Source organism: Rhodanobacter denitrificans (genome assembly GCF_000230695.2).
GTDB lineage: Bacteria > Pseudomonadota > Gammaproteobacteria > Xanthomonadales > Rhodanobacteraceae > Rhodanobacter > Rhodanobacter denitrificans.
The window spans coordinates 2,190,138-2,205,868 of sequence record NC_020541.1 but is presented as its reverse complement, the minus strand read 5'-3'; the positions used below and the strand labels follow the sequence as shown (position 1 = coordinate 2,205,868).

The 15,731-nt window shown below is 61.0% G+C and carries 11 protein-coding genes; 2 read left to right on the top strand and 9 right to left on the bottom strand.

Annotation, left to right across the window (positions count from 1 at the left end):
- Position 1: 1 nt before the first annotated feature.
- Positions 2–3,085, top strand: a complete 3,084-nt coding sequence (locus R2APBS1_RS10015; RefSeq protein WP_015447896.1) for a Tn3 family transposase — start codon at positions 2–4, stop codon at positions 3,083–3,085.
- A gap of 85 nt (positions 3,086–3,170) precedes the next feature.
- On the top strand, positions 3,171–3,359 hold the full coding sequence (locus R2APBS1_RS19645; protein ID WP_244868483.1) for a hypothetical protein: 189 nt from the start codon (positions 3,171–3,173) through the stop codon (positions 3,357–3,359).
- Positions 3,360–3,416: 57 nt separating this feature from the next.
- Here the strand turns inward: R2APBS1_RS19645 and R2APBS1_RS10010 are convergent, their stop codons facing one another.
- From R2APBS1_RS10010 to R2APBS1_RS09970, 9 genes are all read right to left on the bottom strand, one after another.
- Positions 3,417–5,060: an ArnT family glycosyltransferase gene (locus R2APBS1_RS10010; protein WP_015447894.1), complete on the bottom strand. Its 1,644-nt coding sequence runs from the start codon at positions 5,058–5,060 to the stop codon at positions 3,417–3,419.
- A 94-nt stretch (positions 5,061–5,154) separates the two neighbouring features.
- Positions 5,155–6,318, bottom strand: a complete 1,164-nt coding sequence (locus R2APBS1_RS10005) for a glycosyltransferase family 9 protein (RefSeq protein ID WP_015447893.1) — start codon at positions 6,316–6,318, stop codon at positions 5,155–5,157.
- A gap of 90 nt (positions 6,319–6,408) precedes the next feature.
- Positions 6,409–6,810 carry a GtrA family protein gene (locus R2APBS1_RS10000; protein ID WP_015447892.1) on the bottom strand — a complete coding sequence of 134 codons (402 nt, stop codon included), beginning with the start codon at positions 6,808–6,810 and terminating at the stop codon, positions 6,409–6,411.
- A gap of 89 nt (positions 6,811–6,899) precedes the next feature.
- On the bottom strand, positions 6,900–8,081 hold the full coding sequence (locus R2APBS1_RS09995; RefSeq protein WP_015447891.1) for an MFS transporter: 1,182 nt from the start codon (positions 8,079–8,081) through the stop codon (positions 6,900–6,902).
- A gap of 84 nt (positions 8,082–8,165) precedes the next feature.
- Positions 8,166–9,374, bottom strand: coding sequence for a sensor histidine kinase (locus tag R2APBS1_RS09990; RefSeq protein WP_235642846.1), 1,209 nt, complete (start codon positions 9,372–9,374; stop codon positions 8,166–8,168).
- Positions 9,375–9,399: 25 nt separating this feature from the next.
- Positions 9,400–10,080 (bottom strand): response regulator transcription factor, encoded by a 681-nt coding sequence (locus tag R2APBS1_RS09985; RefSeq protein WP_015447889.1) that lies wholly within the window; start codon positions 10,078–10,080, stop codon positions 9,400–9,402.
- Between the two features lie 5 nt (positions 10,081–10,085).
- Positions 10,086–13,220 (bottom strand): efflux RND transporter permease subunit, encoded by a 3,135-nt coding sequence (locus R2APBS1_RS09980; protein ID WP_015447888.1) that lies wholly within the window; start codon positions 13,218–13,220, stop codon positions 10,086–10,088.
- A complete protein-coding gene (locus R2APBS1_RS09975) occupies positions 13,217–14,269 on the bottom strand; it encodes an RND family efflux transporter (RefSeq protein ID WP_015447887.1) in 1,053 nt (350 codons plus the stop codon). The genes R2APBS1_RS09980 and R2APBS1_RS09975 overlap by 4 nt, the downstream gene beginning before the upstream one ends.
- A complete protein-coding gene (locus tag R2APBS1_RS09970) occupies positions 14,266–15,681 on the bottom strand; it encodes a TolC family protein (protein ID WP_015447886.1) in 1,416 nt (471 codons plus the stop codon). Before R2APBS1_RS09970 ends, R2APBS1_RS09975 begins: the two co-directional genes overlap by 4 nt.
- Positions 15,682–15,731: the final 50 nt, after the last annotated feature.

Below are 15,731 nucleotides of genomic sequence, written 5' to 3'. Positions count from 1 at the left end.
GATGACGGCTAACCCGCACCGCCTGGCGATCCTCACCGGCGAAGAAATCGACGACCTTTACGGCCTGCCACGTTTCACCGAAGACGAACGGTTGCTGTACTTCGACCTGAGCGCAGCCGAGCAAGCGGCAGTAGCAGCGCGTCGAGGTACGACTGGTTTGTATCTGGTGCTGCAGCTGGGTTATTTCAAAGCCAAACGACAGTTCTTCGACATCGAACCGGAAGCCGTGCGCGAGGATGTGAAGCACATCCTCGCGCGGCATTTCCCGGATATTCCCTGGAAGGCCATTCGGTCCCCCACCCAACCGACGCGTGTCGCACTGCAGAAGCTCGTTCTTCAACTACTCAATGTTCGCTCGTGGAACCGTTCCGCACGGGGAGCACTGGTTGAGCGCATCCAGCATATCGCCATGCGCTCGACTCAACCGCGCTACCTGCTGCGCGAAGCGCTCCATTACGTGGAACGAGAACGCCTCGTCACACCGGCGTACAGCACGTTCCAAGACATCATCGGTTTGGTGGTCACCAACGAGCGCGTGCGGTTGGCGAGTTTGCTGGAACAGGCGCTGACGCCCGATATCCGCAGCCAGCTCGACGCATTGCTGCAAGCCGATGAATCCATGTATCGAATCAGCGCGCTCAAACACGAACCGAACGATTTCAGTTACAAGGCGCTGAAGCAAGAAGTCGAACGACGTCAGCTCTTTCAACCGCTGCATGCGTTCGCGCAGCAATTTTTGGCAGCGGCAGGTATCTCGCAGGAGAGCGGCAAATATTTCGCTTCCCTGGTGATGTACTACACCGTCTACAAGCTGCAGCGCATGGCGCCGGCCACCATACGGCTGTACCTGCTGTGTTTCGCCTACCACCGCTACCGGCAGATAAACGACCATTTGATCGAAGCCTTCATGGTTCGCGTGGAGGGTTACGGCAAGCAGGCCAAGCTGGCCAGTGAAGAAGCGATGCGGCAAGCACTGACCGACGCGAGTGAGCATCTGCAGGCCGCCGGTGAGGTACTTCAACTGTTTGTCGACGACACGATTCCTGATGATGCCGCGTTCGCGACGGTGAAAGCCAAAGCGTTTAGCTACCTTGGTCCCGAGCGCATTCCGCTGGTGGCCGACTACATGCGCAACATCGCCTTCGACAAGGTAGGTTTCCAGTGGGCGTACTACACCACGCTCACGTCGACCTTCAAGCGAAACCTGCGTCACCTATTCACCGATCTGGATTTCGCTGGCCGGGTCGAACATGCGCCACTCATGGCTGCTGTCGACTTCTTGCAAGGCCATCTGCGACTGGGGCATACGCCACGACAGATCGACCCGACCACGTTTCCGGTCGATCTCATCCCCAAGCGATTGCGTGGCTATCTGTTCACCACCGCCGAAGGAAAAGGACGAGCCAAGCGGCTCGACGTCGATCGGTACGAATTTCTCGTCTATCGCTTGTTGTGCGACGCGATGGAGGCCGGTGATGTATTCGTCAAGGACAGCAACGAATACCGGCGCTTCGAGGATGATCTGATCAGTGATGAGCGCTGGATCGACAAAGAGGCGGTACTGCGCGACCTCGATGCCCCGATTCTGCAGGCCCCTATTGAGGACACCTTGGCCGCGCTACGCACTCAGCTGGACGCGAAGTTTCAAACGGTGAACGCCCACATCGCCGATGGCGACAATGCACACATCACGGTCCGCGGCAAGGGCGACAAACGACGCTGGAACCTGATCTATCCTGCGCTTGACGAGTCCCTCAACAGCCCGTTCTACGCGCAAATTCCGGGCATCGGCATTGCCGATCTATTGTGGTTTGTGGCCGGGAACACGGAGTTTCTGGGAGCGTTCACGCACGTGCTGGAGCGCTACGTCAAGCAGCCGCCGGACCCTCGCGAGATTCTCGCCTGCATCGTCGCCATGGGTACCAATATGGGATTGTGGAAGATGGCCGAAGTCTCCGGTCTCAGCCACGCCTCCTTGTTGGCCACCGCCCGCAGCTTCCTGCGGCAGGAGACCATACGCGGCGCCAACGATGCCATCAGCAATGCCACGGCAAAATTGTCTGCGTTCCATCTTTTCAACATCGGCAACCACTTGCATTCGAGCAGCGACGGTCAGCGGATCGAAACCCAGATCGACACGATCAACGCGCGGCACTCACCGAAGTATTTCGGGATGAAAAAAGGTGTCAGCGTCTGCACGGTGGTGGCCAACCATGTACCGATCAACGGGCAGGTCATCGGTGCCCACGAGCACGAGAGTCATTACGTGTTCGACTTGTTGTTCAACAATACCTCCGAGATCAGGCCCGAACAGCATTCGACCGACACCCATGGCACCAACCAGGTCAATTTCTGGGTGCTGCACGCGTACGGTTATCGCTTCGCGCCGCGCTACCGCGATCTGCGTACGAAGGTCGATTCCTTGGTCAGCTTCAAATCACCGAATCAGTACGGCAATGCTCTCATCAAACCAGCACGTAAGGTCAATGAGGCGCTGATCGTGGCTGAGTGGCCCAATATTCAACGAATCATGGCGTCATTGGGGCAGAAGGAGGTGACCCAAGCCACGATCATTCGCAAACTGAGCAGTTATGCCCGGCGGAATCAGACCAAGAAAGCCCTGTGGGAACTGGACAACATCTACCGGACGCTCTACATCCTCGATTTCATCGACGATGTCGGCTTGCGTCAGAGCGTGCAGAAGGCGCTCAATCGAGGCGAGGCCTACCACCGCTTCCGCCGCGCGATCGCCTACGTCAACAGCGGAAAATTTCGCGTGCAAACCGAAGCAGAACAGCAGATCTGGAACGACTGCTCGCGCTTGATCGCCAACGCGATCATCTACTACAACACCGCCTTGCTGTCTCGCATCTATGACCAAAAGCTCGCGGCGGGAGACGAGGCCGCCATCGAGATACTCAGAAGCATGTCGCCGGTGGCGTGGCAGAACATCAATTTGTTCGGCACCTTCGAGTTCAGTCCCGGCGAGACGAGGGTCGACCTCGATGCGTTAGCCGCGCGCTTGGTGGACTTGGTCAACTGGAACCAAGCGACACATGACCTCAATGATTCCGGGATAGGGTAAAATTGATCGTCAAAGTATTGATGTATAAGCTATTTTATATTATCGGGGGATGGGCACAAATAGCCATGTACCCACCCGGCATGAAGTGGCCACGTTGTCTGCCACCCAACTTTTGCCGATCGTGATCGACTGGATGTGGGAAAGTCCGTCCGAACTGATTCCAGACAATAAACAGATTGGGGAACTTCGCGCCCTGCTGGCGGCCCGTCCTGATGCGGATGAGCCGACACTGCGAGAACTCATCACCGCGTGTGATGATTATTTGAAAATTTGATAGCGTGCTCTTTTCAACCGGGTTCAGTTGGAAAATTCGTCCGAAGGGTGCGGTTGTTTAGTTCGCCTTCGGCAGGCCTTCGCGACCGGCGGCCAATTCGCTGGCTGGCCATATGGTCAACCACACGCCACGAAACGGCTGTACATAAAGAGCTATGCGTCGATCGAGAGATGTCACCGTGGCTGGGTAGCTCACGATCAATCCTTGTGGATGTGCTTTTGCCCACACCTGCACCGATTCGCCTTCGGACAGCTGCGCAATAGGTAGTGTCAATCGGCCCAGAAAGTCGAACTGACCGTCGTACGTTTCCAGATTGGCGACGGGTCGACCCTGAGCTTCGGCACGTGCCAGTAACACGGCCACAGGCTTGAGATCGAAAGCTGGCCACCAGGTGAGCGTGAATAGACCATTGGCGGCAACGGCACCCAGAAGGCCCACCAAGGCAATGCGGTGCAACTCACTCCTTCCTGGCAGAAGCAGACCACCCAGCAAGAGATAGAGCACGCCGAACGCGGTGCTGAAAGCCCCCAACGCGACGAGTTGCGTATCACGTATCAGCCCGTGCGCGATGAGCTGCGGAAGCGCCATCAGGAACAGACCGGCGCCAACGGCTAAGACAGCCAGTGGCCAGGGACTCAGCCAGCGGCTGGTCGCCAGCGACGCATGGTTCGGCTGCCATCGAGTCACGGCGGCGGCGAACAGCAATGCGAAACCTGCACATTCGGGCAACAGGTAATACGGCTGCTTGCCGCTGATCAGGGAGAACACCAATAACACCGGGACCAGCCAAGCGAACACGAAACGCAGTCCCGGTTCGAACGGACGACGCAGGGCACACAGCGCGAACCACAGCCTCGGCCAAAGCGCGAACGGAAATACCAACAACGGTAGCACCGGCAGGTACCACCAGAGCGGTTTCGCATGCGCGAACGCTTCCACGACTCGCCCTGCCGTTTGATGAAACAGCAACTGCTCGCGATAGGCCGGACCACCGATCGAGGCAGCCGTGAGCGCCCACGCTAGCAACATGGCGCATCCGGTCAGCACCGCCAGTAGTCCGCCGGCGTACCACCGTCGTGACTCACGCCGCGCCCAATCGTTCCACAGTGGCCCGAGCAACCAAGGGAAGGCGACGTGCAACAGCATCACCGGACCTTTGGTAAGCAACCCGATTCCGAGCGCCAGGGCGAACCCAATGAAACGGGGCGCTTCACGACGCGAGCTAGGGGTAAGGCTGACCAAGGCAGCAAGAACACAGGCGGCGAGCAGCACTTCGTACATCGTTTGCAGGCCGAACAAGAAGGCGTAGGTGAAGGCGCATAGCACCCACGGCGTGGCTTGCGCAACCGCCACGCGTTCAGGGAACAAGCGGCGTGCGAGCACGGTGGCAAGCACCAGCTCGGCAGCCCCCATCATGACTTCGAGTACACGGGGCCAGATGTCGCCCACTCCGGCGATGGCCCATCCCGCATGAATCAGCCAGTACAGCATCGGCGTTTTATCGCTGTAAGGTGCGCCGTTGAGCATTGGCACGATGAAACTGTGCTGATGCCACATTTCCCAGGCGACCGAGAGTGTCCGGGTGGAATACATCGGCATCGGGCCGTGCATGAAGATTGCGGCCAACGCGGCAGTGATCCACAGCGGAAGCCAAGGCCATAACAGACGCAGCGCATCGAAACGGTTTGAATGGGACTGCATAAGGCAACCGGCTAGTGGAGAAAGCGTGCGACAAAACACGCATGCCAAAGTGCTCTACATCGACCGAACGTATTCGGTCGATGCGATGACCCTGTCAATGGTTGAAGGATGACAAGGGTGGCGAAGCCGTGGGTATGCCGAAACTCAGCCACTCGGCAGTGATGGCAGCCACGTCTGAAGCACTCATGGTCTCGGTATCGATGGCCGTATTTTTTTGCCCGTATGGGCCGTATTTTCTCAAACAAGTCACCGAGAACAAGCCTAGTGTTGGGGTGCCGCTGGCGACGGCCAAATGCATCACGCCACAGTCTGCGCTGATGAAACCGTCCATGTTTGCGATCATCGAGGCAAGACGACGCAGATGACGCGTGTAGTAAGAAGCAAAGTTGCCGTCTAGCAGTGTCTGGCCATGTTCCGCGATCAGCTCGACGATCAGCACTTCGGGCTTCAAAGTTCGCAGAGCACCGACATATTGCTTCCACCAATCTTCACCGTATCGTTTGGCACCAGTGGCGTTGGCGAATATCCCGATAACCGGTCGGCTTATTCCTGACCGCTGTCCTGAGGCGTCAAGTACAGCGACGAGCGCCTGCCGGGCTTGCTGCTTCTCGCTATCTGATAGCCCCAAATTGAGTGGTGGGTAGGCTCGATCTACCTTTCCCGTGTAGGCTGTGCGAAGCAAAAAAACACTGCGATGTGCGAGGTGCTCCGGGCATGGCCAGTTGTGCCAAGCCGAGTCCCTTTTCCCGAGGGCATCCGGAAAGCCCAATTTGAAACGGGCCTTGACGAAGGCCAGCAGCAGCCGTCCGGACTGCGAACCGCTGCAGGCGTCGATGGCCAGATCGTAGGAATTGCTTCGCAGTTGCCGAAGCAGCGTGATCGTCAGCCATAGATGTCGTGCGATTTTTCGCGGCAGGCTGAATACCCGGCGAACCTGGAAGCGGTGCGCGAATAAGTCCTCCGCTGCACCACCGCCACAGACCAGGTCAATTTCCGATCCGGGATACAGCGCCTCGATTTCGGCGAGCAACGGACTGAGCAAGATGGCATTGCCGAGCCGGTGATTGGGACGACATACGAGTACACGGTGGATACCGCGAGTTGGCAGCTGGCCCGGCTCGCAAAGTCGGCTTCCGACGGCGCCAAAAAGGCGGCCAAAACATTGCGCAACGACGCGATGGCGCAAAGCCTCCCAGCGCCGAGAAGTGGAACCTGTTGGTGAGTGGGATATCTGGGATGGTGCGTCGCTATTTTTCATCGAAATTTTATCAATACTGTCAAAAGTGGGGCTGTCGCTGCAGCGGCCCTTGCTTAGCCTCCGCTTAAAATCACAAGAGGCTTCTTGAATTTAGTTTTCGTGAAACACCAGCTTTGACTGTACGACATAGGAAATCAAAGCGCCTGTGACTCCCGCGATGAGGAATATCAGGCCCCCCGACAGTCCCATTTTTGTTCCCAATGCGGTGAGCCCCGAGACGACTGCCGCATTGCCCAGCTGGAGCACCGCATAGCGCGGAAGCGCCTGTCTCTTTGGCGTATCACTTTGGAACGTGAGCCGGCGCTGCATCCAGAATGTCGGCGGGATCGGCAGTAAAGTTCCAAAGATCGCCGAAACGACCTCGCCGACGCGAAACCCATAATGCAAAACCATCGAAATGCAAAAATAGAGTAGGAATCCCGTACCACCTGCTAGAAGAAAGAAGAAGGTTCGGCGGACGCCATCATTCAAGGTGATCGATCGGAGGAACATGCTTGAATAGCTCATTGAATGTTGACGCGGAGAGGGAGCACTTGCTTTTCGCTGGCGATAGCCGATTGAATAAGCACGCTATCCATCCTTCAGATAGTTGCCGCACGCTGTGTCGGCAAGATCACCCACAACAGTACCCCGCTCACGATGGCCAGGACGCCGAACACCCCGAACGCGATGCCTGCGGTGGACTGCTGCCAAATGACGCCGAACATCAACCCGGCAGGGATGGCTCCTAACCCCGAAATCATCGTGAACCATCCGAAGGCGGTGCCGCGGTCCGCTTCCGTCGCCAATGTGCTGACCAGCGTTTTTTCCGCGCCTTCGCCGATGCCGCTGAGCAAGGCATAGACGACCACGACGATCCACAGGCCCAGGATATTTTCCACGAACGCGAACAGCAGCAAGCCCACGCCGTAGGCCAACCAGGTGGAGGCCACGACCGTGACTTTGTTGAAACGGTCGGAAACCTTCCCGGCACGCCAGGCGACCCCGGCTTGCACGGCGCACAACACGGCCCAAAGCAGGAGCACCTGGACGTTACCCATACCGATTTCGTGAGCACGTAACAGAATGAAACTCTCCGACGCACTGGCGAAGGCAAAAAGCAGGAAGACGGTCAGGAAGCGCCGCGACGGAACAGTCAACGCACGCCAACGCAAAGGCGCTGGCGTCGTTCCGGGCTTGATCGTTTTCGCCGGCACATCCTTGACGAGAGTCATCAAAACCACCAGCGCGAGGGCCGCGGGAATGGCCGACAGCATGATGACCACGCTGATGCGATGGCTGATCCACAGCAATGCCGCTGCAGCGATCAGGCTGCCGCCGACCGCACCGGCGTAATCCAGGGCGCGATTGATGCCGTACGCATGCCCTCGCAATGCCGCCGGCGTGGCATCGGCCACCAACGCATCGCGGGGGGCACCACGCACCCCCTTGCCGACGCGGTCGAGACTGCGCAGCAACATCACGACCGGCCAGTTGAGCGCGAGTCCCACGAGCGGTCGCGCGATGCTCGACAGACCATAGCCCATGACGACGAAGATCTTGCGCCGGCGCCCACGCACATCCGAGCGACGACCGGCCCAAAGACGAACTCCGCTGGCGACCGCGTCCGCCACGCCGTCGACCAGGCCCATCGCCACCGGACCCGCACCCAACGTCGTGACCAGCAACAGCGGAATCAGCGGCGCAACGATCTGCGATGACAGTTCGTTGAGGAAGCTCACGAAGCCGAGCACGATGATGGTCTTGGAAACGGTTGACCTCATCGGTCGTCTTCAGCGAACCGGATGCGGTTCCGTACGTCCCCATCTTCCGGGTTAGAAGCAGTCCGTGGCTTATCGGGTCGGCCGTCATGCATGGTTGGAGTCCGCAAGGGTGAGCGTTAGCGGCTCACCGGACTGCTGTGGCCATCGCACCGTCCATCCCAACCGTTCGCAAAGACGACTGATCAAGCTCAACCCAAAGCCATTGTCGGACCGCCGTTGGTCAATCCTCGCGTTCGTCATCTCACCAACCTGCGGCCATGGGCTCAGCTCGATGCCCGTGGATGCGATGACTATGGACACCACGGCCCCGTCCGAGAGCTCGCCCGCTCGGCGTAGCAATTGCCCAAACACCAACGTCACAGCACGTTGGGGCGCCAACACGGTGATGCTTGCATCGCCGTGCAGTTGCACGGGTGTCGATGGAGGCATCGTCTGTGCGTCGACGAGGCGCTGCCATGTGGCACGCACAGGAATGGGTTCGGCAACGATCGCCACCTCCGTCTCGTGACGGGCCAGGTAAAGCAGCGTATCGAGCAGATCCGTCAATTCGGCGGTACGTCGACGCACGCGCTGGATGGCGCGCTGACCGGAAGGACCTACCGTGGCGTCTTCTGCGAGCAGATCGACGCTGGCCTGGATCACCGACAGCGGTGAACGCAATTCATGGCTGGTGTCGGCGGTAAACTCCCGTTCGCGCGTCAGGAACGCATCCAGGCGTGCCTGGTAGTGCTCGAAGGCGACCGCCAGCGCACCGACCTCGTCATTGGCGAAGTGGGTGCGAAGGCGATCGTCGCGGCGGGGCGGCGCCGATGCTTCGACCCATTGCGCCAGTCGCTGAACCGGTGCAATCAACCGCCCGGCCAAGAGCAGGCCCAGCGCGCCGGAGACCAGCGTACCTATGAGGATGACACCGGCCATCAACCAACGCAGAAACGTTTCGCGCTGGGCGATGTCGCTCAGATCGATGACGAAGTACAACCGCTGGGTGCCGTCGTCGGAGACGGCGACATACGTCTCCCGATCCCCTTCGCGATCCAGTATGTGTGTCCCCGGTGGCAGGGCGGCCATTTCCGCGGGCACATCATGGCGGTCGCTCGCCCGACTCACATACGCATAGATCCGCTGGGAGGCTGGCAGGGGTGTACTTGGTTGAGTGTGGAGGTGCGCGATGAGGTTGCTGGTTTCGACCTGCAGCAACTCCGTCATCAGGATGCGTTCGAAGTCGGCCATGGAGGTCAACGCCACAGCGGCGAACAAGCTCGACAGCACCACCCCGAAGGCGAGGAACGCCAAGACAATCCGGGTGCGGAGCGTGAATCTAAGGCGCATCGTCATCCGCCAAACGGTAGCCGATCCCGTGCACGCTATGCAGCAGCGGCTTGTCGAACGGCTTGTCGATGGCCTGGCGCAGGGCATGCAGGTGTGTGCGCATGGCATTGGCGTCGCCCACTGCCTCGCCCCATAGTGCCCGGGCCAGGTCGGCGTGGCTGACCACGAGCGGCGAACGACGCATCAAAACCTCCAGCAAGCGCAGGCCTGCACGGGATACCGAGACGGAAACACCTTGGCGCCTGACCCGAAAACGGGCGGCATCGTATTCGAGATCGGCGACCCGCAAGGGCGCGCCAAGGGGGGGCTGCACGCGCCGATGCAGAGCATGCAGCCGCGCCACCAGTTCCTTCATGGCGAACGGTTTGACCAGATAATCGTCCGCACCCTCGGCGAAACCGCGCAGCTTGTCGTCCAGCGTCTCGCGAGCGGTCAGCATCAACACCGGCACATCGTGCTGGGCGGCGCGAAGCTGGCGGCAGACCTCCAGACCATCCAGCCGCGGTAGCCCCAGATCCAGCACGATCAGATCGTGCGTGCCCGTCAACGCCAAGCGCAGCCCGGTCATACCGTCGAAAGCATGATCCACCGCGAAGCCATGCAGCTCCAGGTAATCCCACAGAGTGGTTGCCAAGTCACGGTTATCTTCGACAAGCAGCACACGCAACATGGCCGCTAAGCCTCCGCGGGGTGGGTGTCGCCCGGCGTATCGCGCTGGAAACGACCGTAACGCAGGGCCAGCGTGGGCAGCACCAGCAGATTGAGCGCGGTGCTGGTGACCAATCCGCCGAGAATGACCAGCGCCATCGGCCCCTCGATCTCGCGACCCGGAGCGCCACTGCCGATCGCCAGCGGCAACAGCCCCAAGGCCGTGACCAGCGCGGTCATCAAGATGGGCGACAGGCGTTCTTGCGCACCGCGCAGGGCAGCCTCCGGTCCCCATGTCATGCCTTCGACATTGACCAGATGATCGTAGTGCGACAAGAGCATGATCGAGTTGCGCAGGGTAATGCCAAACAAGGTGACGAAACCCACCATCGAGCCGATGGAAAGGCCGCCGCCGGTGGCGAACACCGCCAGTACCCCACCGACCAGCGCGAACGGCAGATTGACCAGCACCAGCAACAAACTGCGCGTGCTGCCGAGCACCATGAACAACAACAAGATGATGGCAACACCGGCGATCAGCGAATTGATCAGCAGATCATGCGTGGACTGGCTCTGCGCCGCAGCCGCACCGCCAAACTCCACGTAGCTGCCGGGCGGCAGCGCGACCTTGGCGGCAATCTGCTGTTGGGCGGCGGCGACAAAAGCCGAGACGTTGCCCCCGCTCACGTTGGCGGTCACGGTCTGCACGCGCCGGGCACCATCATGCAAGACGACGTAGCGCCCCGCATCCTCATAGACGTCGGCCAGTTCTTTCAGTGGGACATACGTGCCGGCGGCGTTGCGAATCGGCAAGGCACCCACTTCGGCCACCTTGCCACGTTGTTGGGGCGCGAGGATGACCGAGACATTGAACACGCGGTTCCCGTCGTAGACCTGGCCGACCTGATCGCCTTGGTAGGCGGTGCGGATGGCGTCGAGCACCGTCACCGCATCGAATCCCCAATGCGCCAGCGCTTGCTTGCGCAAGCGTACGACCAACTGCGGCGTACCCGGCGGTGACTGCACTTGGACATCCGCCGCGCCGGGCAGCTGCGCCAGAATCTTCGCGACGTCCGCCGCCTTGGCGTCGAGCGTGTCCAGATCGTTGCCGTAGATATTGACCGCCACGGCGGCGGTAAAGCCCGACAGGGTTTCTTCGACACGCTCGGTCAGGAAGGTCTTGACCGCGAAGTTGACGCCGGGAAATGGTGCCAGCGCCTTGCGAATATCCGAGACAGCCGCTTCTGCCGCATCACCGCTGAGAGGTTTGAGATCGACGTTGAACTCGCTGTATTGCGTGCCCCACGTGTCGTCGGCCTTTTCGGCACGCCCGGCATTTTGCGACACCGAACGGACGAAGGGCAGCTTCAGCAGTGCGGCGGTCACATGGTTGCCGATGCGTATCGACTCCTGCAGCGAGGTCCCCGGCACCGCCGACATGTGCACGATGAAATGGCCTTCGCGCAATTCCGGCAGAAAGCTGCCTCCGAAGAACGGCAGCGCCGCCACCGCCATCAACGTCACCACTACGACCACCGTCATGACCACGCGATAGCTGGTCTCCACACGCAACAGCATGCCGCGATAACGATCCTTGGTCCAACGCACCAACGGCGCTTCGCTTTCCGGCAAGGGGCGGTTGGCCAGCAGCAAGTAGCACAAGGCGGGGGTGACCGTCATGGCGACCAGGAGCGAGGCCAGCGTCGCCAATACATAGGCAATGCCCAAGGGCGCGAACAGGCGCCCTGCGATGCCTGACATGGTCAGCACGGGAATGAACACCAACGCGATCGCCAGCGTCGCGTAGACCACCGCGCTGCGCACTTCCAGCGAAGCGTCCAGCAGCACCGTGAAGACGGCGCGGGGTACCTCGGCATGCCGATTCTCGCGCAGCCGGCGGTAGATGTTCTCCACCACGATCACCGCATCGTCCACCAGCAAACCGATGGCGATGGCCAGGCCGCCCAAGGTCATGGTGTTGAGGCTGAAGCCGAAATATTCCAATACCGTCACGGCGGCGAGCAACGACAACGGGATCGCCACCAGCGAGATCGCGGCCGTACGCAGGTTGTACAGGAACAGCATCAGCACGATCACGACGAGCACGCCGCCGATCATCAGCGAAGATTTGATGTTGCCTGTCGCCGTCGTGATGAAGTTGGCGGGACGAAATAGATCGGCATGCAAGGTGATGCCCTGCGCGGTCAGGCCCGGCTTCATACTGGCCAGCGCTTTTTCGACGCTCTGAGTGACCTCAAGTGTATTGGCACCGTACTGCTCGGAAATCACCAACTGGACGGCCGGATGGCCCATGATCGAGGACGCCCCGATGGGCGGCTCCGGGGCAACGACCACCTGCGCGACGTCACCCAAGGTGACATTTCCACCCGCCTGATGCCGCACGATGGTACCGGCGATTTCCTGCACGGTGAGCGCTTGCCCGGCGCTCTGCAGGACGATGCGCTGATTGGATGTGTCGATGAACCCGGCACCACGCACACCCGTGGCCCGACGCGCCGCCGTCAGGACGTCGTCGACCGCGAGATTGTATTTGAGCAATTGCTCCGGGTGGATCTGGACCTGGTATTCCTTGGTATCGCCCCCGAACACCGCAACCTTTGCGACGCCCGGTACCGCCAGCAACGCCGGTTTCAGCGTCCAGTCGGAGAGCGTGCGCAGCTCCATCAGCGATCGCTTGTCGGAAGTCAGGCCGATATCCAGCACCACACTGGTGGAGGAGGTCAGCGGCGACATCACCGGCACCTGCACGCCTTGCGGCAACTGGGTGGCAAGCGCACCGAGACGCTCCCCGAGATTCTGCCGATCCCGATAGATGTCGCTGCCCGGATTGAAGGTGATGGTGATCACCGACAAGCCCTGGATCGATTGCGATCGCAGCGCCTGCAGCCCCGGCAGGCCGTTGATCGCGTTCTCGATCGGTTGGGTCGCCAACACCTCCACCTGTTCGGGCGCCAACCCTGGCGCTTCGGTCTGAATCGACACCTGCGGCGGGGCGAATTCCGGAAACACGTCGTATTTGCTACGCGACAGTGTGAGCGTGCCATAGACAATCAGGATGCCCGCCAGCACCAGCACCACACCACGAAACCGCAACGAGAAGCGGACGATCGCCGCCAGCAGCCCCGGCGCGTCCTGCCTCATTGCTTGTCTCCGTCTTCACCTACGGCAATGCGTGACCGCTGCTCTTCCGAGAGCAACAATTGCGCGCCCGTTGCCACAATCGGTTCGCCCCGAGCAAACCCCTGGGCCACGAACCAGCCGCCGTCCACCGGGTTGTCGACCGGTAACGCATGGCGCACGAAACGGTCAGGCTGGTTGCGGCTATAAATCCACGATCGACCCTGCCACCACACAACCGCCGAGCCGGGAATCATCGTGCCTTGTAACGACGTGCCCGAGGGCAGATACGCGGTGACCGCCATGCCCGGCAAGAGACCTTCGGCCGACACGGCATAGAAGAAACTGGCCCCCTGCAGACGGGGATCGGTGCGTGGCGCGGGCGAGATCAAGGTGGCGGCGTGAAAGTCACCATTGACGCTCTGCACGCGCGCTTGGGCAGGGGGCTGGGCGAGTGCGGTGGTCGCCGGCAACACCACCTGGACCAGGACTTGCTGGCGAGTGACCAGACGCGTGAACAGCGGCATATTCGCATCCGCCGCCTTGGCCAAGACGTCGCCCCATTGCTGGCTTGCGGTCTGCTGCGCGGCGGTCAGCGCGGCTTGCGCCGCCCGCCAAGCGGCTTGGTCGGCATGCCATACCGCGGCGGCCGCCTGCAAGACCTTGTCGGAAATATTGCGTTCGTCGCGATGCAACGATTGCAGTCGCTGGTATTCGGCGTGGGAAGCCTGCAGCGCCGCCTCGGCCTTGTCCACCTGGGTTTGGGCGGCGACGTTGGCGTTGCGCAACGCGATCAGATCCGCTACATCCAGCACCGTTCCGAACGTTTGCAGCATCGGACGATGGGCCATGGCCTGTTGCGCGACCACGACGATCCCGCTCTGCTTCTGATCCGCCGTATCCAGCGTGACCGCCGTTTGATCCTGCACCTGCGACACGCGCGACGGCGCCTTCACCGGAGCCTCGCGCTGGGCCTCCGTGGCGCGCTCCTTCTGGCCAGCCAGGAATCCCCAGACCGCCAGAGCCAGCACGATGGCGCCCAGGATGGCCGCGAGAATGGATTTCTTGTTCATGGCTGGGAATCCTGCATGCGGGGCGCGTTTTCAAGGGTGTGAATGTCGGTCGCAAGTGCACCCAAGGGGTGCCGCATGGCATCTTCGAGCGCGCCCAGCGATTGCTGGGCCTGCAGGAGGGTATCGAGACGGGCCAGTTCGGCCGCGGCCAATTCCACCTGGGCGCCGATCAGACTCAACCGATCCGTTTCGCCCGCCTGATACAGCGCCTCGGCTGAGCGCGCCGCTTTGCGTTGGGCCGCCAGCAAGGTATCGGCGGTACCAAGTTTGCCGACAACCTGGCGATAGCCGGCCAGCGCTTGGTCGACTTCGCCGATCGCCTGCGCTTGCACGGCAAGAAAATTGGCGGCCGCCTGCTGGCGATGCGCCTGGGCTTCGGCGATCGGCCCCTGATTGTGGTTGAACAACGGCAGCACCAGCGATAGCCCCAACGACCACTTGGCCTGTGCGGCATCCCACAGAAAACCCGGACCGAGCGTGATGTCGGGATATTGCTTGGCCACTTCGCCTTGCAACGCGGCCTGACTGGCTTCGTAGTCGGCCAGCGCAGCGCGGACATCGGGGCGATCCCGCAGCGCTTGACGTTGCACGTCATGCGACGGCAACGCGCTCAGGGGTGGCATATGCTCGAACGTCGTCATCGACAGCGTGACGCCATGGAGCGCACTCACCGGCAGACCCAACGCCGACGCCAACTGCACCCGGTTTTCAGCAAGACGCTTCTGCGCTTCCTGCAGATTCAAGCTGAGCTGGTTGAGCGTGATGTGCGCCTGGATGAGCTCCGGCTGCGACGCTTCCCCCGTTGCAGTCCGCCGTTCGATCAACCTGACCAGCTCCGCTTGTCGCTCCTGTTGTCGACGCAGCAAGGGCACGGTGGGATACACGCCAAGCAAGCTGCTGCGCACGCGACGGCGGACTTGCCACGCGGTCTCCGCGATATTCAAGCGTGCCGCTTCGGCCAGTTGCTGCGCCTGTCGAATCCGGTCGCCGCGTTTGCCTGCCGTCTCGATCGGTACATTGATTGTTGGGCCCACCGTCCAGGGCGACACGCCAGCAGGGGCATCGACGTTGTATTGATTGGTGAAATCCAACGTCGGATTCGGACGGGCGCCGGCCGTGATCACTGCTGCCTCGGCGGCGCGCCATTTGGCGCGTGCCACATCGAGATCCGGCTGATAGTACAGAGCCACCCAAGTGAGGGAGCGCAGATCCCACGAGGATGGCCCCGTGGTCGGGTGGTACGCGGAGTCGTTTCGCTGCAGAAACGCCTGCAGACTCGGATCGTGCAACGAGCGGTGCTCGAACGCAGTGACGGTGGCGGCCGGTTCAATCGGCCGTGGCCGATAGCTTGCGCAGGCTGTCAAACCGAGTGCCAGGCCGACGACCACGATGCGTGTAACGTGCTTGTTCATGAATCTTCCGCGCAGGAGATCAATCGGTTCTTCACGGGAACGTGCCTGGT

Coding starts and splice junctions, on each gene's coding strand:
- R2APBS1_RS10000 (WP_015447892.1), bottom strand. CDS start 6,810: ATGTTCCTCCGATCGATCACCTTGAATGATGGCGTCCGCCGAACCTTC.
- R2APBS1_RS09985 (WP_015447889.1), bottom strand. CDS start 10,080: ATGTTGCGTGTGCTGCTTGTCGAAGATAACCGTGACTTGGCAACCACT.
- R2APBS1_RS09970 (WP_015447886.1), bottom strand. CDS start 15,681: ATGAACAAGCACGTTACACGCATCGTGGTCGTCGGCCTGGCACTCGGT.
- R2APBS1_RS09975 (WP_015447887.1), bottom strand. CDS start 14,269: ATGAACAAGAAATCCATTCTCGCGGCCATCCTGGGCGCCATCGTGCTG.
- R2APBS1_RS09980 (WP_015447888.1), bottom strand. CDS start 13,220: ATGAGGCAGGACGCGCCGGGGCTGCTGGCGGCGATCGTCCGCTTCTCG.
- R2APBS1_RS10005 (WP_015447893.1), bottom strand. CDS start 6,318: ATGAAAAATAGCGACGCACCATCCCAGATATCCCACTCACCAACAGGT.
- R2APBS1_RS10010 (WP_015447894.1), bottom strand. CDS start 5,060: ATGCAGTCCCATTCAAACCGTTTCGATGCGCTGCGTCTGTTATGGCCT.
- R2APBS1_RS10015 (WP_015447896.1), top strand. CDS start 2: ATGACGGCTAACCCGCACCGCCTGGCGATCCTCACCGGCGAAGAAATC.
- R2APBS1_RS09995 (WP_015447891.1), bottom strand. CDS start 8,081: ATGAGGTCAACCGTTTCCAAGACCATCATCGTGCTCGGCTTCGTGAGC.